Raw genomic sequence first — 25,323 nt, forward strand, 5'->3', positions numbered from 1 at the left:
GGTAAGCGGCGCACCTGCGGGGATAGGAAGCCCCCCACATGACGCATCACCGTCTCACCGGGATTTCATTCCTATGCCCATTTGTTTCAACCGTGCCGCACCGCCGGGCTTCCCCTTTGCCTCTCCCGAAGTTATGGCTGCGATCGCAGCGGACAGGTGGCCGAGTGGTTTAAGGCAACGGTCTTGAAAACCGTCGTGGGTGGAAGCTCACCGTGGGTTCGAATCCCACCCTGTCCGCCAATGCGTCCGCCGCAATCTGCAGCCGGGCCGCTGCTCTGACCATGAAGCGGGCCATCGGTGTCGCCAGCGAATGGCTGAGGGCCGGTGCTGATCTAGAAACCGGGCAATGGCGACGACGCAAGCCGCGCGAAATGCGAGTGGTGGATTATGGCCCGATCCGCCAAGCTGAAATGACGCGGTTGCCGATTGATCAGCATCAAGGCGCGGCCCTCCGCAATCTGCTATTCGTCTTTCATGGTCCCGCGCCCATTGGCCGCGGGCAGCGTTTTCAGGAGATGTTCATGCCTGTTTCCGATCATCGGGATTATTACGCCCGCCGCGAGAGCGAAGCGCGGGCCTTGGCCGAAGCCTGCAAGGACGCGGGCGTTCGCAAGATCCACCTCGGCATGGCGGAGCGCTATGCGCAGATCGCCCAGACCGAACCCGTCATTACGACAAAGCCCGTAGGAAATCATTTCGATCTGCTGTGATTGCGGCGCGTCCATCCCGCAGATAATGCTGCGGGATGCGCTATAAACCTTCGTCGCTGCTGGCCTTTGCCCTGATCCATGCGCTATCGTCCGTCGCCGTGAGCGCCGCACCGACAGACATGACCGCGCCGCTGCCGCCCGCCCTCCCCTGGACCGGGCGCAGCGAAGCATTGATCGCCCGTGCCGATGACCCCTGGGTCACGCCCGCCGAGCAATCGGGCTTCGAACACACGCCCAGCTATGCCGAGACACGCGCCTGGCTCGCGCGGCTTGATGCGGCATCGCCGCTGATCGCGATCGAGAATTTCGGCACATCGCCCGAGGGCCGCGCGCTTTATTCCGTGCGTGTGTCCAAGGGCGGTGGCAAGAAGCCGGTGCTGCTGGTGCAGGCGGGGATCCATGCCGGCGAGATCGATGGCAAGGACGCCGGCATGATGCTGCTGCGCGACATCGCGTTCGGCGGCAAGGATGCGCTGATCGACGCGGTGGATATGGTGTTCGTGCCGATCTTCAGCGTGGACGGGCATGAGCGCACATCGCCTTATAGCCGGCCCAACCAGCGCGGCCCGCAATCGCAAGGCTGGCGGCACAACGCGCAGAATCTCAATCTCAATCGCGATTATCTGAAGGCCGATACGCCCGAGATGCAGGCGATGCTGGGCCTCATCGAGCGGATCGAACCCGCGCTCTATCTTGATATCCATGTGACGGACGGCGTGGATTATCAATATGACGTGACCTATGGCTTCAACGGCTCCAATGGTCGCTATGCCGTGTCCAAAGCGATCGGCGCCTGGCTGGATACGCGCTATCGGCCTGCGGTGGATAAGGCGCTGGCCGATCATGGCCATATTCCCGGCCCGCTGATCTTTGCGCTGGATGATCGCAAACCCGATCTCGGCATCATCGAATTTCCCGGATCGCCGCGCTTTTCGCAAAGCTATGGCGATTTGCGGCATATGCCGAGCGTCCTGATCGAAAATCATTCGCTCAAGCCGCACCGTCAGCGCGTGCTGGGCACCTATGTGCTGATCGAAGCCTCGCTGAAACTGCTCGCCGATGAACAGGCGTCTTTGGCGAAGGCGATTGCGAGGGACTCAGCGGCGCGACCCGAGACCCTCATTGTGGCGTGGCAGCCGATGAAAGCGCCCGTGAGCGAGATGGTATGGAAGGGTGTGGCGCACGAAAGCTATGTCTCGGCGGCATCGGGCGGCGAGGAAATCCGGTGGCTGGGCAGGCCCGTCGACAGCCGGATGAAGGTCTATGCGCAGGAACCCGCGCGGATTCTGGACGTGCCCGTCGCTTATTGGGTGCCCGGAACGCGGCCCGATGTAATTGCCCGGCTGAAAGCGCACGGTATCGCCACGGAAGCGATCGAAACGCCGCAGACCGTGACTCTAGATATGGTGCGGCTCGGCGATGTGAAACTGGGTGAAGCTAGCGAAGGCCATATCCCGATCGCTTCCGCCAATTACCATCATGAACAGCGCAGCGAGACGTTCATGCCGGGTTCGGTGCGCGTGCCGACCGATCAGCCGCTGGGGCTGGTTGCGGTGGCGTTGCTGGAGCCGGAAAGCGCGGAATCCCTCCTATCCTGGGGATTTTTCGCTGAAATTCTCCAGCGGGTGGAATATATCGAAGGCTATGCGATCGCGCCGCTGGCGGATGCGATGCTGGCCGGCGATCCGGCGCTCAAGGCCGCATTCGAAGCGAAACTCGCCGCCGATCCTGCCTTCGCCAGCGATCAGGATGCGCGACTGGGCTGGTTCTATGAGCGCACCCGCTATTTCGACGCGCGCTATCTGCTTTACCCCGTGGGCCGCGAAATCCGCTGAAGGACTCTGAAATGATCGATGCGATCAAGCCGGCGGCCGACGATGCCACGGCGCTGCTCAAGGCCATGGGTGTAAAGGATGCGCTGTGGCAAAGCGGCGATCGCCCGGTCCATTCCCCGATTGATGGCGCGCGGATCGGCGGTGTGCCTGATGCCACCGCTGACGAGATTGCGGCCGCGGTGGCCGCGTCCGAACGCGCCTTTGCGGTGTGGCGCACCGTCCCTGCCCCGCGTCGCGGCGAATTGGTGCGGCTGCTTGGTCAAGTGTTGCGCGTGCATAAAGAGGCGCTCGGCCGGCTGGTGACGCTCGATTGCGGCAAGCCGCTGTCCGAGGGATCGGGCGAAGTGCAGGAGGTGATCGACATTTGCGATTTCGCGGTCGGCCTTTCCCGCCAGCTTTACGGCCTGACCATCGCGAGCGAGCGTCCGGGGCACCGCATGATGGAGACATGGCACCCGCTGGGGCCTGTGGCGATCATCACCGCCTTCAACTTTCCGGTGGCCGTCTGGGCGTGGAATGCTGCGCTGGCTTTGGTGTGCGGCAATCCGGTGATCTGGAAGCCTTCGGAAAAGACGCCGCTGACCGCGCTCGCGGTGCAGGCGCTGTTCGAACGCGCGCTGGCGGACTTTGGCGATGCGCCTGCCGGCCTGTCGTCCGTGCTGATCGGCGACGGCGACGTGGGGGCGGCGCTGGTGGCGCATCCGGCGATCCGGCTGATTTCCGCGACCGGGAGCACACGGATGGGACGGATCGTGAACGAACAGGCGGCGCAACGCTTTGCCCGTGTCCTGCTCGAATTGGGGGGCAATAATGCGTCGATCGTGTCCCCGTCCGCGGACGTCGACCTCGCCCTGCGCGCCTCGGCCTTCGGCTTCATGGGCACCGCCGGGCAACGCTGCACCAGTTTGCGGCGGCTGTTCGTCCACCGCTCGATCCATGACGATTTCCTGGCCAGGATGCGGGCGGCCGCCGCGTCGATCGCGATCGGGGATCCGCGCGATCCGGCGATGCTCGTCGGTCCGCTGATCGATGCCGGGGCCGCCGCGGCGATGGATCAGGCGCTGGCCGATGCGCGCGCCGCCGGCGCCACGATCTCCGGTGGGGATCGGATCGCCGGCTTGGGCGACGGCGTCTATGTACGCCCGGCCGTGGTGTCGCATCTCGCCCATACCGGGCCGGTGCTGCGCGAGACGTTCGCGCCGATTCTTTACGTCTTCGCCTATGATGACCTGGACGACGCGATCTCGCTTCAGAACAGCGTTGATCAGGGACTGTCATCCAGCATTTTCACCGCCGACATGCGCGAGGCGGAATTGTTCGTATCGGCAGCGGGGAGCGATTGCGGCATCGCCAATATCAATATCGGTACGTCGGGCGCGGAGATCGGCGGTGCGTTTGGCGGCGAGAAGGAGACGGGCGGCGGCCGCGAGTCCGGATCGGATAGCTGGCGCGCCTATATGCGACGGCAGACCAATACGGTGAATTATTCGGGCGCGCTGCCGCTGGCACAGGGCGTGAAGTTCGAGATTTAGCCCAAAGGCCTAAGGCTGCGCATTGGCCGTGGCGATCAGCGCGAGCAGACCGACGGTGAGGCCTTTGACGCTCTCGCCCTTTTCCACGTCGATAAATTCATCGGGGGCATGGGCGCGGTCTCCACGGCCGCCCGATCCGATCGTGACCGCCGGAATGCCCAGGCTGATGGGCATATTGGCGTCCGTGGAGGAGGCGTTGAACTGCGGCCGATAACCTTGCGCCTTGGCCGCCGCCGCGGTGAGCGTCACGATATCGGCATGGGCCGCGGTCATGCCCGCGGGCCGGTCACCAATCTGTTTCTTGTCGGCGGTGATCGATCCGGCGCGGGTGGAGCGCGCCGCATTCTCGCCCGCCACGGCCTTGTCGATGATCGCCAGGAAGCGCTTTTCCAGCCCGGCGAGTTCGACCGCGCTTTCGGAGCGCATATCGAATTCCATATAGGCCGAATCCGGAATGGAATTGACCGAAGTACCTCCGCCCGTGACAGCGGCGGCGAAGGTGGTCTTGGGATTGGTGGGCGGCACAACCTCGTAAAGATCGGTCACTGCCTTGCTCATCGCCACCATCGGATTGACGATGCCGAACGCGCCGAAGCTGTGGCCGCCCGGTCCCTTAAAGGTGACGCGGTAACGCTTCGATCCGACGGCGCCGTTGGTGACGCGAGAGGGATCGATCCCGTCGAGCGAGAAAAAGGCCGCCACGCGGTTCCGATACGGTCCCTTGGTGAAGAAATATCGCATCCCGCGCAGATCGCCCGGACCTTCCTCACCCACGGTGGCCACGAACAGGATATCGGATTTCGTCTCGACCTGCCCGGCGTCCAGAGCGCGGGCATAGGCCAGAAGCGCGGCCAAACCGCGCGAATCATCACCAATGCCGGGGGCGGAAAGCCGTGTGCCCTGCCGCTTCACCTTCACATCCACGCCGGCGGGAAACACGGTATCGAGATGCGCCGAGATCACGACGAGCTTGCCGCCCGGCGCGCCCGTGCCACGGCGCAGCCCCATCACATTGCCTTCCGCATCAGTCTCGATATCGGTCAGGCCGGAGCCGGCCAGCAGCGCGCGCCAGGCCAGCCCGCGCTTTTCCTCGCCAAAGGGCGGAGCGGGAATTTCGGTGAGCGCCACGATCTCGTTGACGAAGCGATCATGGTCGCGGTCGAGCGATTGCACCGCGCTTTGATAAGCGGGCGATTTCTGGATGCCGGCGATGATCCGGTCTCCAGACACCCGTGATTGCGCCGCGGCCGGGGCCGCAGCGCCAATCATCAGTAAAACAGCGAAACCGCCGACGGAAAAGAACCTTTGAGGGCGTTTACCGCAGGCGGACGCCATGCTTACTTCTTGCCGAGCGTGAGGCCGCCGAAACGCTTGTTGAAGCGTGCAACCTGGCCGCCGGAATCGAGCATCGCGCCCTTGCCGCCGGTCCAGGCCGGGTGGACCGAAGGATCGATGTCGAGCTGGAGCGTATCGCCTTCCTTGCCATAGGTCGAACGTGTCTCATACACGTCGCCATTGGTCAGTTGGACCTTGATCATGTGATAATCGGGATGGATGTCTTTTTTCATGTCGATGCTCCGAAAATGGCTGGTTCCGACCAGCCTGGGAATGCGAAGGCGCGCCTTTACGGCAGATTCGCGGGCTTTTCAACTGCATCATTCCCGCCCCTGCGGAAATGCGGCGCGTCAGGCCGGCGGATCGGCGATCATGGCGGTGAAATTGGCCTGAGCCGCCACCTTGCCATCCAGCAGCGCCTTACCCGTGAACTTGCACACGGTGTTGCGGCGCTGGGCGAATTCCACCTCGAGCGTGAGTAACACGCCCGGCTCGACGGGGACGCGAAACTTCACCTCGTCGATCGCCATGAAATAGACGAGCTTGCCCGAGCCGGCGAGGCCAAGCGATTCCACCGCGAGCACGCCCGCGGCCTGTGCCAGTGCCTCGACGATCAGCACGCCTGGCATGATCGGGCGACCGGGGAAATGCCCCTGGAAGAACGGTTCGTTGATCGTCACCGCCTTGATGGCGCGGATCGATCGATCGAGGACAAGCTCCTCGACGCGATCGACCAGCAACATGGGGTAGCGATGCGGCAGGGCCGCCAGGACCCGTTTGATGTCAAACGGGCCGATGGCGCCCCTGTCAGTCTGCACGTCGCTCATCCGAGGATCAGCGGCCCGCGGGCTTGGCGGGGGCAGGCGCGGCCTGCGCACCCTGACGACGCTGTTGCTCGGCGATCTGCGCGCGCACCTGTGCGGGGAGCCAGCCCTGCGGCGGCACCACGCCCACGCTGGGCACGGACGCATTGAGTTCGGTCACGACGTCCGGGGTCAGATCGGACGCGGGCGCCGCCTTCACCGTGGCCTGCGGCACCAGCACGATCGCGACCTTCTTGGCAGCCATCACCTTGTCGAGCGCGGGCTCGAGCTTGTCCATGATCTGCTCGCCGACATAGGCGGTGGCCAGGTCGATCGGCTCGCGGAGCTTGTCGACTTCCTGCTGACCGGCCTGCGCTGCCTTTTGATAGGCTTCCTGCTGCGTGCGCAGCGTGGCGGCATTGGCGTTGGGCACCTTGCTGGCGGCGACGAGCGCATCCTGCATCGGCTTCAGCCGGGTGTTGATCTCGGTCGCCTTGGCATTCGCCTGATCGATATTGGGCTTGTAGGTGGTCGCAATCAGCTTCATCGCATCGGTATAGGCCTTGCTTGTGGCGACCGCGCGCTCGGTATCGAACACGCCGGCATTGGACTGGGCCGACGCCGTGGACACCATGGCTACCGAAGCCGGGATCGTCAGGGCCGCCAGAGCAGCCGCTTTGTAGATGGTTTTCATCAGAATTGGGTTCCTACGTTGAATGTAAACAATTTGGTATCATCCCCTGGTTCTTTGAGCAGCGCGCGGGCGACGTCGATGCGGAACGGGCCGAAAGGCGAATTCCAGTTCACGCCGACGCCGACGGAGACGCGTGGCTTGGGCGAATCCCCCAGATAGGTTTCCTTGAAACCAGGGGTGACGCCGTTGAGTGTCTGCCCCGTTGGGCAGGTGATGGCATTGGGAATATTGGTGGTGACGCCCGCAGTGGTCGTGCAGCTTGCGAACGTCTGAATATCGTTCAGGCCGCCATTGGCCGTGGTCAGATCCTTGAGCCCGAACACCGCACCGGCATCGACGAAGATCGACGGACGCAGGCCCAGTTCGCGTGCGCCCGAGCCCAACGGGATTTCCAGTTCGGCGCGGCCCATATAATAGGCCCGGCCGCCCAGAGCGTCATCCTGCACATTGCTTCTGTCGGTCGAGAGCGAATAGGTGCCGTCTGCGTTGGCGATATAGCTCGTGCGCTGGACGCGCGGCCCGATCCCGCGAATATCGAAGCCCCTGATCTGCGGCTCGCCGAGGAAGAAACGATCGGTGAGGCGCACGGCGTCGCTCGTCGCGCTGCCATTCTTGCCGATGGGATGGATATAACCGCCCTCGGCATTGAGCGAGAAGATGAAATTGCCCAGCACGCTCCAATATTTCGATGCCTTGGCAACCGTGCGGACATATTTGACGCTGCCGCCAAGCCCTGCGAAATCCTGATTGAGGCTCAGGCGGTTGCCCGCCGAAGGCCGCAGGCGATTGTTGGTGTTGTCGAACGCCAGCGTATAGCCCAGCGACGATGTGGTGCGTTCGCCGATCGCATCGCACAGATAGCGGCCCGCCAGCAGCGGATCGCACACCCCATTGGTGTAGAATGTGCCCTCGGCCAGCGTCACGTCATCCAGCGTGAGGCCGTAACGCAACTGGCCCTGCCAGAATTCGGTGATCGGCACGCCCACGCGCACGGAGATGCCAGTGGAGACCTGCTGATAGGTCGTGTTGCGATCATTGTTGATGTAATTGAACGAGTTATAGTCGCGGCGGAAGATGTTGCCGCCCAGCGCGATGTTGCGATCGAACAGATAGGGCTCGGTGAAGCCCAGCTCGATCGACTTGGAATAGCTGGAATAATTGACGGAGGTGCTGAGCGTCTGCCCCTTGCCGCGGAAGTTGCGCTGCGTGATCGAGGCGTTGACGATGAAGCGTTCGAGGCTGGAGAAGCCTGCCGAAAGCTGAAGCTCGCCGGTCGCCTTTTCCTCGACATTCGCCTCAAGGATGATGCGATCCGGCGTGGACCCCTGCTTCTGCTCGATTTCCAGATTTTCCTGGAAAAAGCCGAGCGAATTGATGCGGTCCGCCGAGCGCTTCACCTGGAAGCTGTTGAACGCATCGCCTTCCGCCAGGCGGAATTCGCGGCGCACCACCTTGTCCTGCGTCTGCGTATTGCCATTGATGTCGATCCGCTCGACATAGACGCGCGGCGCATCCCCCACCTTGAAGGTGAGGTTCATTTCCTTGGCGTCCTTGTCACGATTGAATTCGGGACGGACGTCGGCAAAGGCATAGCCGAACAGACCGGCGGTCTCGGTGATGCCGTCCACCGTGTCTTCAACGGCCTTGGCATTATACCAATCGCCCTTTTTCAGGCGGATCAGGCGCTTGACCGTGTTGGAATCGAAATCGCGGAGCTCGCTTTCGGTCTTCACATCGCCGAATTTATAGCGGTCGCCCTCTTCCACCACATAGGTGATGATGAAATCTTCCTTGTCCGGGGTCAGCTCGGCCACCGCGGAAATCACGCGGAAATCGGCATAGCCTTCGGTCAGATAGAATTGGCGCAATTTCTGCTGGTCATAGGCGAGGCGATCGGGATCATAGCTCGTGCCCGAGCTGAAGAAGCGATAGAATCGCGCCTGCTTGGTCACCATCTGCGCGCGGACTTCGCCGTCGCTGAACTTCTCGTTGCCGATGACGTTGATCTGGCGGACCTTGGATTTCGGGCCTTCGCGCACTTCGAACACGATATCGACGCGGTTCTGATCGAGCTGGACCATTTTCGGCTCGACCGTGGCGGCGAAGCGGCCCTGGCGGCGATACAGTTCGATGATCCGCGCCACGTCCGCACGCGCCTTGGAACGCGTGAAGATTTGCCGCGGGGCCAGGCGGATTTCGGGGCGGATCTTATCTTCCTTGATGCGCTTATTGCCTTCAAGGATGATGCGGTTGATCACCGGGTTTTCGCGCACTTCGATGGTCAGCACGCCCGCATTGTCGCGGATCTGGACGTCGGCGAACAATTCGGTGGCGTAGAGATCCTTCAGCGCCTGATCCACCGCTTCGCGGCTGTAGGACGCGCCGGGGCGCAGCGTGGTGTAGGACCGCACGGTATCGGGCTCCAGACGCTGCGAACCGATCACCTCGATCGAGCGGATCGTGCCGATGCCCGTGGTGCTCGAAACCGGCGGCGGCGTCACCGGCGCGACAGGCGCAGGCTGCTGGGCCAGAGCGGCCGCAGGAGACAGGCCGGTCAGCACGGTGCCTATAAGCAGGACCGCCATGTTGCGCTTGCCGAAGCTCATCAGATTGTTCGCAGTCAACGGATGCCACCTTAAAGAATTCATACGCCGTCACCGTGACGGCTCGATTTTGCAGAAACGCCCTGCCCCAAGCACGTCAGCCGATCAAGCCGGACAGCCGATCCCAAACGCCGAAAGACGACAAATCATTGAAGGTCACGAAGACCATCAACGTGAGCAACACCAACAGCCCCGAACGAAACGCCCATTCCTGCGCCATGATGCTGACGGGTTTGCGTCGCACCGCTTCGATCGCATAAAAGAGCAAATGTCCGCCATCCAGCATGGGGACTGGCAACAAGTTGATGAATCCCAGATTAATCGAAATCAGCGCGATGAAAAAGATGAAGGTTTCCGGCCCGATATTCGCCATCTCGCCCGAGACTTGCGCGATCTTCAGAGGCCCGCCGAGTTCTTTCACCGAGCGTCTGCCGGTGATGATCTGCCCCAGCCCGTCCACCATCATCTGCATGATCTGGCCCGTCTGGCGCACCGCCGCCGCCGGCGCTTCGAGCAGATTGATGGAAACCCGAACCGGTTCGACCGGCATCAGGCCGAGCAGACCCATTTTGTAGGTGTTGCCGAAACGGTCTTTTTCCACCTCGACGCCGGGCGCGGCGACGATATTCTGAACGCGGCCGCCGCGCAGGATCTGGAAATCCAGCAATTCTCCGGGCCGCGGCTTCACGATGCGCACGACATCGCCGAAACTGTCGATATCGCGCCCGGCGATCTGCTGGAGCGTATCGCCGGGAAGGAAGCCCGCCTGCGCCGCGGCGCTGCCGGGCTGCACGGCCTTGATGACGGCGGGTGTGCGGTCTTCACCATTGACCATGAGCAGGCCGGCGAGGATGATGATGGCGACCAGAAAATTGACGGCAGGCCCGGCCAGAACGATCAGGGCGCGCTGCCACACGGGCTTGGCCTGAAACGTGCGCGCGCGCTGTTCAGGAGGAAGCGTGAGCCATTCCTGCGTGGGCTGGCTGGCCGGGCTCATATCGCCGGCGAAGCGGACATAACCGCCCAGCGGCATCCAGGCGAGCTTCCAGCGCGTGCCGCGTCTGTCCGTCCAGCCCTTGATCTCCTTGCCGAAACCGATCGAGAACACTTCGGCATGAACGCCGAAGAAGCGACCGACGAGATAATGGCCCATTTCATGAATGAAGACGAGCGGCCCGATGACAAGCGCAAAGGCCAGGATCGTCAGGATAATGCCGGGGTTTTCGGTCACGAGTTGGAAATCGCCTGATTTGTTGAGACTGAAGTTTGGGTTCGGGACAGGGACTTGATCGCCTGCTCAGCCTTGGCGCGCGCCTCTCGATCAATGGCGAAGACGTCATCGAGCGTGGCGGGAGCAGGCGCGTCATAGCCGTCCAGCACGGTCTCCACAACAGCAACAATGTCGGCAAAGCCGATCCGGCGCGAGAGAAACGCGGCGACCGCGATCTCATTGGCGGCGTTCAGCACGGCGGATGCCGAGGGATTGCCAGCCACGACAGCGCGGGCCAGCCTGAGCGCGGGAAATCGCTCGGGATCCGGCGCCTCGAAATCGAGGCGACCAACCGTTGCGAAATCGAGCTGCTCACCCGGCACGTCCATGCGATAGGGCCAGGCCAGCGCATGGGCGATCGGAGTCCGCATATCCGGCGTGCCAAGCTGCGCCAGCACCGATCCGTCGCAATATTCGACCATCGAGTGGATCACGGATTGGGGATGCACGATGATCTCGATCCGCTCCGATCCGATCGGGAACAAATGATGCGCCTCGATCAGTTCGAGCCCCTTGTTCATCATGGTGGCGGAGTCGACGGATATTTTCGCGCCCATCGACCAATTCGGGTGCTTCACTGCCTGTTCGGGCGTCACCCCGGCCATATCCGCGCGGCTCCAGGTGCGAAACGGGCCACCACTGGCGGTCAGGATAATCCGCCGGATGCTGGCGGGGGCGGCACTGTCATAGCATTGGAAGATGGCGTTATGTTCTGAATCGACCGGCAGCAGTCGCGCCTTGTGCCGCGCCACCGCGTCCGTCATCAGCGCGCCGGCGGAGACCAGCGCCTCCTTATTCGCCAGCGCCACGGTGCCGCCGCGCCTGACCGCTTCCATCACCGGCGGCAGGCCGGCGCAGCCGACGATCGCGGCCATCGTCCAGTCCACCGGGCGCGCCGCGGCCTCGCAAATCGCGGAAGCGCCGCCCGCGGTTTCGATGCCCGTCCCCGCCAGCGCCGCGCGTAACGCTGGCAAATGGGCTTCGTCGGCGACCACCGCGAGCCTGGCGCGCGTGCGCCGCGCCGCGCTGGCCAGCCCATCCACATCGCAATGCGCGGTGAGCGCGTCGACCGCAAAGCGTTCGGGTTCGCGCTCGATCAGATCGAGCGTCGAGGTGCCGACCGAGCCGGTGGCACCCAGGATCGTGACGGTCTTCACAGCAAAGTTTCCAGCAATATGATGAGGGCGACGGCGGGGGCGACCGGCACCACGCCATCCAGCCGGTCCATCACGCCGCCATGGCCGGGCAGGATCGTGCCGCTGTCCTTCACGCCCGCCTGGCGCTTCAGCGCGCTTTCGAACAGATCGCCGCCTTGCGCCAGAGCCGCAAGGACGGGGCTTGTGAGCGCCAGCCCCATGGGCAGCCCGCCCCAATGATGGAAGCCAAGCCCCGTGAGCAGCGCAGCGATCATGCCGCCGATCAGGCCCGCCCAGGTCTTGCTCGGGCTGATGCGCGGGAGCAATTTGGGGCCGCCGATCAACCGGCCGGAGAAATAGGCACCGATATCGGTCGCCCAGACCAATGCCAGCGTCCAGAAGGCCAGCACCAGTCCATCAGGCTGCATCCGCAGATAGAGCAATGCGGCGGCGGGAAATCCCACATAAGCCAAGCCCCATCCCAGCCGGCCATGCCGCGCGACGATCGCAACGAAAAACGCAGCGCCTGCGATCAGCCCGAGCGCGAAGAAATCGGGGCCGGCGGCGAGTGGCGACAGGATTGCGAGCGGCACCGAGACCGCAAACAGCGCAAGGCGCTTGTGCGCCAGAGAGACTTTGGCGAGATCGGCCCATTCGGCCATCATCACCAAACCGGCGACGGACATCAAAATCCACAGGGCGATGCCGCCCAAGACAAGCGCGCTGACGGCAACGACGATCAGGATCACGCCGACCAAGGCCCGGCGCGGCAAATCCCCCATCCATTCCCGCTTGACCTTTGCGGTCATAAACCTCCGAACCGACGCTCACGCTGGGCGAATTGATCGAGCGCCGCTGCCAGATCGGCCTTGCCGAAATCGGGCCACAGCGTGTCGACGAACATCATTTCGGCGTAAGCCGATTGCCAGAGCAGGAAATTGGACAGACGCTTTTCGCCTGAAGTGCGGATCAGCAGATCCAGTTCGGGCAGGCCTTCGGTATCGAGCAGCCCCGCGATCGCCGCTTCGTCGATCGCCGCCGGATCGAGATCGCCCGCCTTGGCGCGCTCCGCCAGTGCGCGGGCAGCGCGGACGATTTCGTTTTGCGATCCATAGTTGAGCGCGATCACCAGCGTGGTGCGCTCATTATGCGCGGTGCGCGCGATCGCGCCGTCGATCATCTTGACCAGATCGGGTGCGAGCGCGCGATAATCGCCAATCACGCGCAGACGGACGCCATTATTGGCGAGTTCGTCGATATCGGTGCGGATGAACACCCGCAGCAAGCCCATGAGATCGCTGACTTCGGCTTCGGGCCGTCGCCAGTTTTCCGAGGAAAAGGCGTAGAGCGTGATCACTTCGATGCCGAGTTCGCCCGCCGCACGGACGGTGGCACGTGCGGCCTCCACGCCCTTTTTGTGTCCGGCGATACGCGGGAGCATCCGCTTCTTGGCCCAGCGGCCATTGCCATCCATGATGATCGCGACATGACGGACGGCGCGCGCCCCCTGCCCGCGCTCCGTCTGCACCGCCTCGCTGGCGCGCGCTGCCTTCACTGGCCCAGAATTTCCTTTTCCTTGGCCGTGGCCGCGGCATCGATATCGGCGATCGTGCTGTCCGTCAGCTTCTGGACATCGCCTTCGAGCTTCTTGCGCTCATCTTCGCTAATCTCGTTCTTCTTTTCGTCGAGCTTCAGATTGTCCATCCCGTCGCGGCGCACGTTTCGGGCCGCGATGCGCGCATTTTCGGCATATTTGCTGGCCAGCTTGGCGAGTTCCTTGCGTCGCTCCTCGGTCAGATCTGGGATCGGCAGACGCAGCGTCTGTCCATCGACGATGGGATTGAGGCCGAGCCCGGCCGAGCGGATCGCCTTGTCGACCGGGCCGACATTGGTTTTGTCCCACACCTGGACCGAGATCATGCGCGGCTCCGGCACTGAGACGGTGGCCACCTGATTGAGCGGCATCGATGCGCCATAGACCGTCACGGTCACCGGATCGAGCAGCGAGGTGCTGGCGCGGCCCGTGCGCAGGCCCACGAGATCGCCCTTCAGCGATTCCAGGGCACCCGTCATGCGGCGTTCCAGATCGGCCTTGTTATAGGCTGGCATCCTCAATTCTCCTCATTCTGCACGATCGTGGCCGTGCCGTCTCCGCTCAGCACGCGGGCAAGATTGCCCTCGTCGCGGATATTGAACACAACGATCGGTATATTGTTATCGCGGCACAATGCCACTGCGCTTGCATCCATCACCTTCAGATCATCCGAGAGCACCCGGTTGAACGTGACGGTGTCATAGCGCTTGGCGGTCTTCACCTTCTTGGGATCGGCATCATAGACGCCATCCACCGACGTGCCTTTGAACAAAGCATCGCAATTCATCTCTGCTGCACGCAGGGCAGCGGCGCTGTCCGTCGTGAAATAGGGATTGCCGGTGCCCGCCGCGAAGATGACGATGCGGCCCTTCTCCATATGCCTTTCCGCGCGGCGACGGATGAAGGGTTCGCAAACGGTGCTCATCGGGATGGCGGATTGCACACGGGTATCGACCCCGATCTGCTCAAGCGCATTCTGAACCGCGAGCGCGTTCATCACGGTGGCGAGCATACCCATGTAATCCGCGCTGGTGCGCTCGAACCCCACGGCCGCCGCAGCCAGACCGCGGAAGATATTGCCGCCGCCCACCACGACGCAAAGCTCGTGCCCGGCCTCCTTGGCGGCCTTGATCTCGCCCGCGACGCGCGCGACGGTCTCGGGATCGATGCCGAACTGGCCGGAGCCCATCAGCACCTCACCCGAAAGCTTGAGCAGGATGCGATTAAAGCGTGGCCGGGTCATTGCGCCAGGGAGTCCGATCGTAACTGGAAGAGGCGCGGACCTTAATCAGGCCGCGCCTTCATGCCAAGCGTGAGGATGTGGATTTTTGATGCAGGAAAACCTGCGTCCCGTCATCCCCGCTTTCGCGGCGATGACGGTCGATATTCAGATCAGGAAACGCCCGCTGCCGCAGCCACTTCGGCCGCGAAATCGCTCGTTTCCTTTTCGATGCCCTCGCCAAGCTGGAAACGGACATAATCCGTCAGCGTGATCGATGCACCCGCATCCTTGGCGACCGCGGCCACCACGTCTGCGATCTTGGTCTTGTTGTCGATCACGAAGATCTGGCTGAGCAGCGCATTTTCCTTGCGGAATTTCGCGATGGAGCCATCGACCATCTTGGCGACGATCTCGGCAGGCTTGCCGCTTTCCGACGCCTTTTCAGCCGCGATCGCGCGCTCGCGCTCGATCAGCGCGGGATCGAGATCGGCTTCGTTCAGCGCCAGCGGGAAGGCCGCGGCGATGTGCATGGCGATCTGCTTGCCCAGGCTTTCCAGCTTGTCCGCCGGCGCATCGGATTCGAGCGCGACGAGCACGCCGATCTTGCCGAGGCCAGGAGCGGCAGCATTGTGGACATAAGGCACGATTGCGCCCTTGTTCACAGAAATGCGGCGCGCGCGGCGCAGATTCTGATTCTCGCCGATGGTCGCGATGTTGCTCGTCAGCTTCTCGGAGACGGCGACGCCTTCGGGATGCTGTGCGGCAGCCAGCGCGTCGATATCGTCACCGGTTTCCAGCGCGATGTTGGTCACGGCGCGGACGAAATCCTGAAACTGCTCGTTCTTGGCGACGAAATCGGTCTCGCTATTCACTTCGACCGCGGCGCCGGTGGTGCCCGAAACGGCGACGCCGACCAGACCTTCGGCAGCCTGACGGCCCGCTTTCTTGGCGGCGGCGGCAAGACCCTTGGTGCGCAGCCAATCGATCGAGGCTTCGATCTCTCCGCCATTCTCCATCAGCGCCTTCTTGCAATCCATCATGCCCGCGCCGCTGCGCTCACGCAGATCCTTCACGAGTGCTGCGGTGATTTCCGCCATGATAATGTCCTTTTCAAATGCGGTTAAAAACGAGACGGGGCAGCCACGCTTTCGCGCCCTACCCCGCCTGTATTGCAGTATCGCTACGCTCAGGCGTCGGTCTGGACTTCAGCCTCGGCAGCAGCAGCGGCAGGAATCTGCTCGTCTTCGGTTGCCGGGGCAGCCAGAGCCGGCTCGACCGGTGGCTCCACCATCGCGCCGATATCCACGCCGCGGGCCTGCTGTGCACCCTGGTTGCCCTTGGTGGCGGCTGCAGCGATCGAATCGCAGTAAAGGCGGATGGCGCGGCTCGCGTCGTCATTGGCGGGAACCGGGAAAGCGATGCCATCGGGCGAGACGTTCGAATCGAGGATTGCAACCACTGGAATACCCAGCGTGTTGGCTTCCTTGATCGCCAGTTCTTCCTTATTGGCGTCGATCACGAACATCACGTCGGGAATGCCGCCCATGTCGCGGATGCCACCGAGCGACAGCTCGAACTTGTCGCGTTCGCGGGTAAGCTGAAGCACTTCCTTCTTGGTCAGGCCATGCGTGTCGCCCGAAAGCTGCTCTTCGAGCGCCTTGAAGCGCTTGATCGAACCGGAAATGGTCTTCCAGTTGGTGAGCATTCCGCCCAGCCAGCGATGGTTGACATAATGCTGACCCGAACGACGGGCGGCCTCGGCGATCGGCTCCTGCGCCTGACGCTTGGTGCCGACGAAGAGAACCTTGCCGCCACGCGCGACGGTCTGATCGACGAAATCGAGGGCGCGCGCGAACAGCGGCACGGTCTGCGAGAGGTCGATGATGTGGACGCCGTTGCGATCGCCGAACAGATACGGCTTCATCTTCGGGTTCCAACGGTGGGTCTGGTGGCCGAAATGGGCGCCAGCCTCAATCAATTGCTGCATCGAGACGACAGGTGCCGCCATAATAGTTCTCCTTCCGGTTGTTCCTCTGGAAAGCAAGAACCGCAACTTGCGCCGCGGCACCGGTATGTGCGCTTCCCATGTGGGATGGCGGGCCGCTTAACCGGGTCGCCTGCGAAAATCAAGCGCGGGAAAATGCAGACAGCCGCAAAAAGGCTGATTGACACCAGAACACAATGAGAACATATCGTTGTTCATGATCCGTTCCGGAACTTATCCACAGGTCATGCTGTTATTGTGGATAAGAGCGCGGGGACCGGTCGAAGGCATATGGGTTCAGGAGTCGCAAAATGGTCCAGATTTTCGCAGCTTTGCTTTTTATGAGCGCTTTGGTCGTATCGTTCGGCGTGATTATTTACATGCTGATGGCCAATGCGGAGCGGATCACCGCAGCCCTCAATCGTGATCCCCAACCTGCGCCGTCGGTGCGCGTTCACACCCATCCGATCCGGCCGCGCGCGGCCCGCCGCGAATTCAGCCGGGGACCGAGCCGGCAGCAGTTGCTGCGCGCCGCCGCTTGACCCGGGCATAGCTTCTGATGCCGAACGGGATCATGAGCAGATAGACTGCGCAGACCACCGACAGCGTGGCCCATGGCGCGGAAAAGAGCGCGCCGCCGATCAATGCGACCAGAGCGATCATCTCAAGCCGGATATTCCGCCGCAGCCGTAGCGACGACCAACTGAAGGTCGCCACGTTCGAAATCATCAGGAATGCAACGAAGGCGGTCCAGGGGGCCACGATATAGGTGGCCTTGAAGATCGGCAGGCCGAGCCACAGAAAGAGGAAGAGCGGCATCAGCGCCAGCCCGGCAGCGGCCGGGGCTGGAATGCCGGTGAGGAAACCCGCCGATTTATGAGGCTGATCCTTTTCGTCGATCGCGGCATTGAACCGCGCCAGGCGCAGCGCGCAGCATACGGCATGGGCCAGCGAGAAGACCCAGCCGAATTGCGGCAAATATTGCAGTGACCAGAGATAGATGATGATCGCCGGTGAAACCCCGAAGGCGATCACGTCGGACAGCGAATCGAGTTCGGCCCCGAATCGGCTCTCGCCCTTCAGCATCCGGGCGATTCGGCCGTCCAGTCCATCCAGCACGCCGGCGACGATGATCATCATCGCGGCGCGTTCCCAATCCCCCGCGATGCCGAAGCGGATTCCGGTCAGTCCGCAGCAGAGCGCCAAGGCGGTGACCGCATTGGGCGCTAGCGCGCGGAGCGGGATCCCGCGGCGTGGATGGGGATCGGGGGCAAGGCTCATTGGGGGATGCCGGTCAGTCTGTCATTTTCGCCGATGACGGCCAGGATCGTCTCGCCCGCCACGATGCGCTGGCCCAGCGCAACACGCGGCGCCGTGCCCGCGGGCAGATAGACGTCCACGCGGCTGCCGAACCGGATCAGCCCGATGCGCTGCCCCGCGGCGACGATATCGCCGGGCTTTACAAACGGCACGATCCGGCGCGCGACCAGCCCGGCAATCTGCGTGAAGCCGATGCGCACGCCATCGCCGCGCTCGACCAATATGTGTTGCCGCTCATTGTCTTCGCTCGCCTTGTCCAGATCGGCATTCAGAAATTTTCCAGCGATATAAGTGACTTGCTTGACGGTTCCGCCGATCGGCGTGCGGTTGATGTGGACATCGAACACGCTCATGAAGATGGAGACGCGGATCATCGGATCATCGCCCAGCGCATCCGGCCCGGTCATCTCGCGCGGCGGATGCACGTTCTGGATCAGCGTGACCATGCCATCCGCCGGTGCCACCACCAGATTGTCGCCCTGCGGCACGGTGCGGATCGGATCACGGAAGAAGGCCGCGACCCACAACGTGACCCCAGCCATCGGCCATGCCAGCGTTTCCCAGGCCATGAAGGCGAGGAAGGCCGTGATACCACCGGCAATGAGAATGAATTTGCGACCCTCGGGATGCACGCTCGGCCAGCGCCATTTGACGCCCACGGCCGTGCTCTCCGGCTTTGTTAAATCTGTCATGCGCATTCTTTAGGCGGGCTATGGCGCATATACAACGCCGGTCCGTCGATCCCGCAGTTGATCAGAAACGCAGCACCGCTTAGGGGGATGCCCATTCATCCCCAGAGAAAGAGCGTATTCATGGCAAAGATCAAGGTGAAAACCCCCGTCGTCGAGATCGATGGCGATGAAATGACCCGCATCATCTGGGAATGGATTCGCGAGCGCCTGATCAAGCCCTATCTCGATATCGACCTGAAATATTACGATCTCGCGGTGGAAGTGCGCGATGAGACCAATGACCAGATCACGGTCGATTGCGCCAAGGCGATCCAGCAATATGGCGTCGGCATCAAATGCGCGACGATCACGCCCGACGAAGATCGCGTGAAGGAATTCGGCCTCAAGAAGATGTGGAAATCGCCCAACGGCACGATCCGCAACATCCTGGGCGGCGTGGTGTTCCGCGAGCCGATCGTCATCAAGAACGTGCCCCGGCTGATCCCGGGTTGGACCGATCCGATCGTGGTCGGCCGTCATGCTTTTGGCGATCAATATCGCGCGACCGATTTCAAGGTGCCCGGCCCCGGCAAGCTCAAGATGATCTGGGAAGGCGAAGACGGCCAGCGGATCGAGGAAGAGGTGTTCGATTATCCGTCCGCCGGCGTGGCGATGGGCATGTACAATCTCGACGATTCGATCCGCGATTTCGCGCGCGCCAGCATGAATTATGCGCTCGATCGCAAATGGCCGCTCTATCTTTCCACCAAGAACACGATCCTCAAGGCCTATGACGGCCGCTTCAAGGATATCTTCCAGGAAGTGTTCGATGCGGAGTTCAAGGACAAGTATCGCGATGCGAACATCGTCTATGAGCATCGCCTGATCGACGATATGGTCGCGTCCGCGCTCAAGTGGAGCGGCCGTTTCGTGTGGGCCTGCAAGAATTATGACGGCGATGTGCAGTCCGATCAGGTGGCGCAGGGCTTCGGCTCGCTCGGCCTGATGACCTCGGTGCTGATGACGCCGGATGGCAAGACGATCGAAGCCGAAGCCGCGCATGGCACGGTCACACGCCATTATCGTATGCACCAGCAGGGCAAGGCGACCTCGACCAACCCGATCGCGTCGATCTTCGCCTGGACCGGTGGCCTGAAATTCCGTGGCAAGTTCGATGATACGCCCGATGTGGTGCGCTTCGCCGAAACGCTTGAGGAAGTCTGCATCAAGACGGTCGAAGATGGCGGCATGACCAAGGATCTCGCGATCCTGATCGGCCCCGATCAGGCCTGGATGACCACGGAGCAGTTCTTCGAGGCGATCCGTCTGAATCTGGAAAAGGCCATGGCCGACTGGAAGTAACCCCTTCTCCTATCCTGCGGGTTCCGTGAAAGCGGAGCCCGCAGAACTTTATCGATGTGAGAGACGTTGAGGCATCCTATGGTTTCCGGTGCCCTGCCGGAACGATGAAGGGGAATGAGGCCTATGGCCCGCACCGGCAAGATCCGTCTCGAAGTCCGCAATGCGGCCCCGTCCGATGTGGTGGCGATCCAGCGGCTGATCGCCCGCGCCTATCCCGAATTGCCCGGCTACAGCCAGGGTGTGATCCGCGGCCAGATCAACAATTATCGCGAAGGCGTGTTCATCGCGCTCTATGATGGCAAGCTCGTCGGCTATTGCGCCTCCATGCGCGTCCCCGCAGCGCTTGCGCTGGGGCCGCATGATTGGGACGAGATCACCGGCAACGGATTCGGATCGCGCCATGACCCCACCGGCGACTGGCTCTATGGCTATGAGATGTGCGTCGATCCCAAGCAGCGCGGGCTGCGGATCGGCCAACGGCTGTATGATGCGCGCAAGGCGCTTGCCGAACTGCTCGATCTGTCCGGCATCGCCTTTGGCGGGCGCATCCCCAATTATGCGCGGTTTCGGCGCAAGGTCGAAGGACCGGAAGATTATCTCCGCAAGGTGGTCGAAGGCAAGATCGGCGATCCCGTGATCGGGTTCATGCTGAAAAATGGCTATGAACCCATCGGCATATTGAAGAACTACCTGCCCGAGGATACGAAATCCGCCGGCAATGCGGCCCATATGATCTGGCGCAATCCCTATGTGGAGGCCGACGCCCCCAAGGAATTCCGGGTGCCCCGCGGCGTGGAAGGCGTTCGCCTCGCCACCGTCCAGTTTCAGGCGCGCGCGGTGAAGACCTTCGAGGAATTCATCAAATCGGTCGAATATTTCGTCGATGTCGCGTCCGAATACCGATCCGATTTCGTGGTGTTCCCCGAACTCTTTACCCTGCCCCTGCTCAGCTTCGAAACGCGCAAGCTGTCCCCGATGGAGGCGATCGACGCGCTGACCGAATATACCCCGCGGATCATGGCCGAATTCAATCGCATGGCGCTGGCCTACAACATCAACATCATCGGCGGATCGCACCCGACCCGCGCGGAGGATGGCGATATCCAGAATGTCGCCTATGTCGCGCTGCGCGATGGCTCGACCCATTCGCAGGAAAAGATCCATCCGACGCCCAACGAGCGTTATTGGTGGAATATCAAGGGCGGCGATTCGATCGACGTCATCCAGACCGATTGCGGCCCGATCGGGGTGCTGATCTGCTATGACAGCGAATTCCCCGAACTGGCCCGCCGCTTGGTGGATCAGGGGGCGCGGATCATCTTCGTGCCCTTCTGCACCGACAGCCGCCAGGGCTATCTGCGGGTGCGCTATTGCAGCCAGGCGCGCGCGATCGAAAACCAGTGTTTCATGGTGCTTTCAGGCAATGTCGGCAATCTGCCGGGCGTGGACAATATGGACATCCAATATGCGCAAAGCTGCATCCTGACCCCTTGCGATTTCCCGTTCGCGCGGGACGGCATTGCGGCCGAGGCCAGCGAGAATGTGGAAACACTCACGATTGCGGACGTCAATCTGGCCGATCTCACCTGGGCGCGCGCCGAGGGCACGGTGCGCAATCTGAACGATCGGCGCTTCGATCTCTATCATATCGAATGGGACGCCGCGAAAGGCCATGGCGCGGATGCGCCCAGCGGTCCGCCCCCGGCCGCCACGCACAGTCCCGGCGGGGGCTAGGCGCCTTTCAAGGCCTGATCGAGCATCTTGCGCGCGATTTCCCGCTCACCCATGATCGTGAGATCGGCACCGAGCTTTTCGAGATGCGCCACCTCCTCATCGGAATGCGCCCGCGCGATGATGCGCAGCTTCGGATTGATCTTGCGCGCCTTCTGCACGATCTGGCCGGCTTCGAAACTTTGCGGGATCGCGACGAACAGGAGCCGCGCGTCGGCAATCTCCGCGCTGTTCAGCATGTCTGCGCTCGCAGCGTTGCCCACCAGCACGGTGGCGAGCGGATCCTGCGGCAGCCCGGCAACATCATCCTCGGCCTCGATCACGGTGAACGTCTCTCCCGCTTCGATCAGCGTATCGCCCACCATCTTTCCGACCCGACCATAGCCGATCAGCACGATATGCCCGGTGACCGACGGCTTGGGCTGGCCGCCGATCGGATGGTCTTCGCCCACCGCCTTCCCCACGACCCGGTCGATGATGGTGAAGAGCAGGGGATTGAGGACGATGGAGAGGATCGCGCCCGCCAGGATAAGATCGCGCCCTTGCGGCGGCAGGAGCAATAATGAGGTGCCGAGCGTCGCCAGGATGAAGGAGAATTCGCCGATCTGCGCGAGGCTGGCCGAAATGGTGAGCGCGGTCTTGGTCGATTTGCCGAACGCGCGCACGATCACGAAGGCGGCGACCGATTTGCCCAGGATGATGATCGCAATCGTCGCCAGCAGCGGCAGCGGCATCTCGACGATGATATGCGGATTGAACAGCATCCCCACGGACACGAAGAACAGCACCGCGAACGCATCCCGCAGCGGCAGCGTTTCCTCCGCCGCGCGCTGGCTGAGCGGCGATTCGGCCAAGATCATGCCCGCGAAGAAGGCACCCAGCGCAAAGGACACGCCGAACAGCATCGCCGCGCCAAACGCCACCCCAAGCGCGATGGCGAGCACGGCAAGACGGAAAAGCTCGCGCGATCCGCTATGCGCCACATGATGCAGCGCCCAGGGAATGACGCGCTGGCCGACGATCAGCATGAAAGCGACGAAGCCCACGACCTTGCCGATCGTAAGCGCCAGCGTCGTCCCGATATCGCCCCCGCCACCGGCCAGCGCCGGCAGCAGCACCAGCGCCAGCACCATCACCAGATCCTCGACGATCAGCCAGCCCACCGCGATCTTGCCGCGCTCGGTATCCATGATGCGCCGCTCCTGCAGCGCGCGCAGCAGAACGACCGTGCTGGCGACGGACAGCGCCAGACCGAAGACGAAGCCGCCCGCCAGCGTCCAGCCCAGCAGATGCGCCAATCCCATGCCCAGCACGATCGCCACGCCGATCTGCACCAACGCGCCGGGAATGGCGATCTTGCGGACGGAGAGCAGATCCTTGATCGAGAAATGCAGCCCCACGCCGAACATCAGCAGGATCACGCCCAGTTCCGCCAGTTCGTTGGCGATATTCTGATCGGCAATATAGCCCGGCGTAAAGGGACCGATGAGCACGCCGGCGAACAGATAGCCGACGAGTGGAGTAATACGCAGACGATGGGCCAATGCGCCGAAAATGAACGCCAGCACAAGGCCGGCCACGATGGTTGCGATTAACGGCGTGGCGTGCGGCATCGGTGCGGTGTTCTCCTGGTGATGATGGCCTGTCCTAAACGACTACCCCCGCTTTTTCGACCCATTCGGACAAACTTCTACCGAATCGCTAGAAATTGTCGCGCGGGGCCGCGACAAGGGGCCATGGCCTTTACCTCCGATTCCCACGCATTCAGTGATTCGCTCGTTATCCTCGGCGCCGCCGGGCTCGTCATCCCGGCCTTCGCCCGCTTCCGCGTCAACCCCGTCATCGGTTTCATCCTGGTCGGGATGTTGGTCGGCCCGGCGGGGCTTGGCCGCTTGGTCGATGACGCGCCCTGGCTTTACTATCTGACGATCTCGGACGGGGAATCGATCAAGCCCTTTGCCGAACTCGGAATCATCCTGCTGCTATTCTCGATCGGCCTTGAACTGTCTTTCAAGCGCCTGTGGACGATGCGACAACTCGTTTTCGGGCTGGGCGCGGCGGAACTGGCGATTTCCGGTCTCGTGATCGCCTTTGCATTGTTTTTGATGGGGCAGCCATGGGCGGGCGCGGTCGGCCTCGGCCTTGCGCTGGCGCTGTCCTCCACCGCGCTGGTGCTGCCGATGACGGGCACGGTCAGCCCCGTCGGCCGGACCGCCTTCGCCATGCTCTTGTTCGAGGATCTCGCCCTGGTGCCGATCATCTTCGCGCTGGGCGCCATGGCCCCTTATGCGCAGGAAGAGGGCTGGCACGGGATCGTCGACACGCTGTGGAAGGGCGGGCTCACGATCGTCGTGATGATGGTCTTTGGCCGGCTGCTGCTGCCGCGCCTGTTCGCTCAGGCCGCCCGCACGAAAAGCCCCGAGCTGTTTCTGGCGGCGAGCCTGCTGGTCGTGATTCTCGCCAGCATCGCCACCACCGCGGTCGGCCTCTCGCCCATCGTCGGCGCGCTGCTCGCCGGCCTGCTGATCGCCGAAACCGAATATCATACCGAGGTCGAAGTGATGACCGCGCCGTTCAAGGGGCTTGCGCTCGGCGTGTTCCTGATCACGGTCGGCATGTCGCTCGATGTGCAGGTGATCGCCGCGAACTGGGTCAGCCTGACCACGGCCGTCGTCGGCGTGATCGTGGCCAAGACCGTGATCACCGCGCTGTTGCTGCGCTTCAAGGGCGAGCGGCGTGGTGTCGCGATCGAGACGGGACTGCTGATGGCCTCACCATCGGAAACCACGTTGATCGTGCTCACGGCAGCGGCGCAGGCCAAGCTCATCATGCCCTCCACCGCCGCCTTCTGGCAGATCGTGACCGCGCTCGGCCTGACGATCACGCCGCTGCTCGCGCGCGTCGGGCGCGACGTGGCCCGGCGGATGGAATTCAAGGGCATGGCCGTGTCGGTGGAAGATGAAGGCGATGGCCCGGATGCGCCGCGCGCGGTGGTGATCGGATTCGGCCGTGTGGGGTCGCTGGTCGCGCAGATGCTCAAGGTGCATAATAAGGCGCTGCTGGCGGTCGATGCGGATATCGATGCGGTTGCCGCCGCCCGGCGGGAAGGAATGCCCGCCATGTATGGCGATATCGGCCGCCCCGGCATGTTGGAACGGTTGGAGCTTCACCGGGCCAGCGCGCTGATCCTGACGATGGATGAACCGGTGCAGGTCGTGCGGATCACCGCGCAGGTGCGGAAACTCTATCCCGATCTGGCGATCGTGGCCCGCGCGCGCGATACCGATCATGCCGCCGAACTCTACCGCGCCGGCGCGACCGATGCCGTGCCCGAAACGCTGGAAAGCTCGCTGCAATTGTCCGAAGCCGTGCTGGTGGATCTCGGCGTCGCGATGGGACCGGTGATCGCCTCGATCCACGAAAAGCGCGACGAATTCCGCAAGATGATCAAGGATCAGGGCGAAATGGACCGCGAGCCGCGGCTCAGGCGGACAAAGCTGAGCGAGGTGGAGGGGTAAACG

At 62.7% G+C, this 25,323-nt stretch carries 23 protein-coding genes and 1 tRNA gene; 8 read left to right on the top strand and 16 right to left on the bottom strand.

All coding sequences use genetic code 11. The features are described 5' to 3' along the window. Positions 1 to 150: 150 nt before the first annotated feature. The 4 genes from FHS49_RS16525 (at position 151) to amaB (ending at position 4,077) form a co-directional block, all read left to right on the top strand. Positions 151 to 240 (top strand) — tRNA-Ser (locus FHS49_RS16525). After that, positions 213 to 710: a hypothetical protein gene (locus tag FHS49_RS16530; RefSeq protein ID WP_184020660.1), complete on the top strand. Its 498-nt coding sequence runs from the start codon at positions 213 to 215 to the stop codon at positions 708 to 710. The genes FHS49_RS16525 and FHS49_RS16530 overlap by 28 nt, the downstream gene beginning before the upstream one ends. Before the next feature lie 35 nt (positions 711 to 745). Beyond that, positions 746 to 2,545 (top strand): M14 family metallopeptidase, encoded by a 1,800-nt coding sequence (locus FHS49_RS16535; RefSeq protein WP_184020662.1) that lies wholly within the window; start codon positions 746 to 748, stop codon positions 2,543 to 2,545. A gap of 11 nt (positions 2,546 to 2,556) precedes the next feature. Continuing rightward, entirely contained in the window at positions 2,557 to 4,077 is a 1,521-nt protein-coding gene (gene amaB / locus FHS49_RS16540; RefSeq protein ID WP_184020664.1) for an L-piperidine-6-carboxylate dehydrogenase, read from the top strand. A gap of 9 nt (positions 4,078 to 4,086) precedes the next feature. On the opposite strand, the gene FHS49_RS16545 is transcribed toward amaB, so the two are convergent. From FHS49_RS16545 to rpsB, 13 genes are all read right to left on the bottom strand, one after another. Continuing rightward, positions 4,087 to 5,307, bottom strand: coding sequence for a M20/M25/M40 family metallo-hydrolase (locus FHS49_RS16545; protein WP_343053003.1), 1,221 nt, complete (start codon positions 5,305 to 5,307; stop codon positions 4,087 to 4,089). Between the two features lie 107 nt (positions 5,308 to 5,414). Next, positions 5,415 to 5,645, bottom strand: a complete 231-nt coding sequence (gene rpmE, locus FHS49_RS16550; RefSeq protein ID WP_184020668.1) for a 50S ribosomal protein L31 — start codon at positions 5,643 to 5,645, stop codon at positions 5,415 to 5,417. Positions 5,646 to 5,762: 117 nt separating this feature from the next. Continuing rightward, the gene (fabZ, locus tag FHS49_RS16555; protein ID WP_425502704.1) at positions 5,763 to 6,230 is read right to left on the bottom strand and encodes a 3-hydroxyacyl-ACP dehydratase FabZ; all 468 of its coding nucleotides are present in this window, start codon (positions 6,228 to 6,230) and stop codon (positions 5,763 to 5,765) included. A gap of 16 nt (positions 6,231 to 6,246) precedes the next feature. Further along, a complete protein-coding gene (locus FHS49_RS16560) occupies positions 6,247 to 6,909 on the bottom strand; it encodes an OmpH family outer membrane protein (protein WP_184020672.1) in 663 nt (220 codons plus the stop codon). Next, the gene (gene bamA, locus FHS49_RS16565; protein ID WP_184021232.1) at positions 6,909 to 9,515 is read right to left on the bottom strand and encodes an outer membrane protein assembly factor BamA; all 2,607 of its coding nucleotides are present in this window, start codon (positions 9,513 to 9,515) and stop codon (positions 6,909 to 6,911) included. Before bamA ends, FHS49_RS16560 begins: the two co-directional genes overlap by 1 nt. Positions 9,516 to 9,609: 94 nt before the next feature. Next, positions 9,610 to 10,743 (bottom strand): RIP metalloprotease RseP, encoded by a 1,134-nt coding sequence (rseP, locus tag FHS49_RS16570; RefSeq protein ID WP_184020674.1) that lies wholly within the window; start codon positions 10,741 to 10,743, stop codon positions 9,610 to 9,612. Further along, positions 10,740 to 11,939: a 1-deoxy-D-xylulose-5-phosphate reductoisomerase gene (locus tag FHS49_RS16575; protein WP_184020676.1), complete on the bottom strand. Its 1,200-nt coding sequence runs from the start codon at positions 11,937 to 11,939 to the stop codon at positions 10,740 to 10,742. Before FHS49_RS16575 ends, rseP begins: the two co-directional genes overlap by 4 nt. Next, positions 11,936 to 12,727: a phosphatidate cytidylyltransferase gene (locus FHS49_RS16580; protein ID WP_246350871.1), complete on the bottom strand. Its 792-nt coding sequence runs from the start codon at positions 12,725 to 12,727 to the stop codon at positions 11,936 to 11,938. Before FHS49_RS16580 ends, FHS49_RS16575 begins: the two co-directional genes overlap by 4 nt. Beyond that, positions 12,724 to 13,473: an isoprenyl transferase gene (locus FHS49_RS16585; RefSeq protein ID WP_425502705.1), complete on the bottom strand. Its 750-nt coding sequence runs from the start codon at positions 13,471 to 13,473 to the stop codon at positions 12,724 to 12,726. The genes FHS49_RS16580 and FHS49_RS16585 overlap by 4 nt, the downstream gene beginning before the upstream one ends. Next, positions 13,470 to 14,027: a ribosome recycling factor gene (gene frr, locus FHS49_RS16590; protein ID WP_184020678.1), complete on the bottom strand. Its 558-nt coding sequence runs from the start codon at positions 14,025 to 14,027 to the stop codon at positions 13,470 to 13,472. Before frr ends, FHS49_RS16585 begins: the two co-directional genes overlap by 4 nt. A gap of 2 nt (positions 14,028 to 14,029) precedes the next feature. Continuing rightward, a complete protein-coding gene (pyrH, locus tag FHS49_RS16595; RefSeq protein ID WP_184020680.1) occupies positions 14,030 to 14,755 on the bottom strand; it encodes a UMP kinase in 726 nt (241 codons plus the stop codon). A gap of 149 nt (positions 14,756 to 14,904) precedes the next feature. Next, entirely contained in the window at positions 14,905 to 15,831 is a 927-nt protein-coding gene (tsf, locus tag FHS49_RS16600; protein ID WP_184020682.1) for a translation elongation factor Ts, read from the bottom strand. 89 nt (positions 15,832 to 15,920) lie between these two features. After that, positions 15,921 to 16,742 (bottom strand): 30S ribosomal protein S2, encoded by an 822-nt coding sequence (gene rpsB, locus FHS49_RS16605; protein WP_184020685.1) that lies wholly within the window; start codon positions 16,740 to 16,742, stop codon positions 15,921 to 15,923. Between the two features lie 287 nt (positions 16,743 to 17,029). Here rpsB and FHS49_RS16610 point away from each other — a divergent pair, with 287 nt between their 5' ends. Next, entirely contained in the window at positions 17,030 to 17,260 is a 231-nt protein-coding gene (locus tag FHS49_RS16610; protein ID WP_184020687.1) for a hypothetical protein, read from the top strand. On the opposite strand, the gene pssA is transcribed toward FHS49_RS16610, so the two are convergent. Continuing rightward, complete coding sequence (pssA, locus tag FHS49_RS16615; protein ID WP_184020689.1) at positions 17,214 to 17,999, bottom strand: CDP-diacylglycerol--serine O-phosphatidyltransferase; 786 nt, start codon at positions 17,997 to 17,999, stop codon at positions 17,214 to 17,216. The genes FHS49_RS16610 and pssA overlap by 47 nt on opposite strands. Continuing rightward, complete coding sequence (locus FHS49_RS16620; protein WP_184020691.1) at positions 17,996 to 18,730, bottom strand: phosphatidylserine decarboxylase; 735 nt, start codon at positions 18,728 to 18,730, stop codon at positions 17,996 to 17,998. The genes pssA and FHS49_RS16620 overlap by 4 nt, the downstream gene beginning before the upstream one ends. Positions 18,731 to 18,850: 120 nt before the next feature. Here FHS49_RS16620 and FHS49_RS16625 point away from each other — a divergent pair, with 120 nt between their 5' ends. Continuing rightward, positions 18,851 to 20,071, top strand: coding sequence for an NADP-dependent isocitrate dehydrogenase (locus tag FHS49_RS16625; RefSeq protein WP_184020693.1), 1,221 nt, complete (start codon positions 18,851 to 18,853; stop codon positions 20,069 to 20,071). Positions 20,072 to 20,194: 123 nt separating this feature from the next. After that, positions 20,195 to 21,805, top strand: a complete 1,611-nt coding sequence (locus FHS49_RS16630; protein ID WP_184020695.1) for a bifunctional GNAT family N-acetyltransferase/carbon-nitrogen hydrolase family protein — start codon at positions 20,195 to 20,197, stop codon at positions 21,803 to 21,805. On the opposite strand, the gene ybaL is transcribed toward FHS49_RS16630, so the two are convergent. Then, positions 21,802 to 23,415, bottom strand: a complete 1,614-nt coding sequence (gene ybaL / locus FHS49_RS16635; RefSeq protein WP_184020697.1) for a YbaL family putative K(+) efflux transporter — start codon at positions 23,413 to 23,415, stop codon at positions 21,802 to 21,804. The two genes, FHS49_RS16630 and ybaL, sit on opposite strands and share 4 nt — an antisense overlap. 123 nt (positions 23,416 to 23,538) lie before the next feature. On the opposite strand from ybaL, the gene FHS49_RS16640 reads away from it, so the two are divergent. Then, positions 23,539 to 25,320 (top strand): cation:proton antiporter domain-containing protein, encoded by a 1,782-nt coding sequence (locus tag FHS49_RS16640; RefSeq protein WP_184020699.1) that lies wholly within the window; start codon positions 23,539 to 23,541, stop codon positions 25,318 to 25,320. The last annotated feature ends 3 nt before the right edge of the window (positions 25,321 to 25,323 follow it).

It is taken from the genome of Sphingobium boeckii, assembly GCF_014199215.1.
GTDB lineage: Bacteria > Pseudomonadota > Alphaproteobacteria > Sphingomonadales > Sphingomonadaceae > Sphingobium_A > Sphingobium_A boeckii.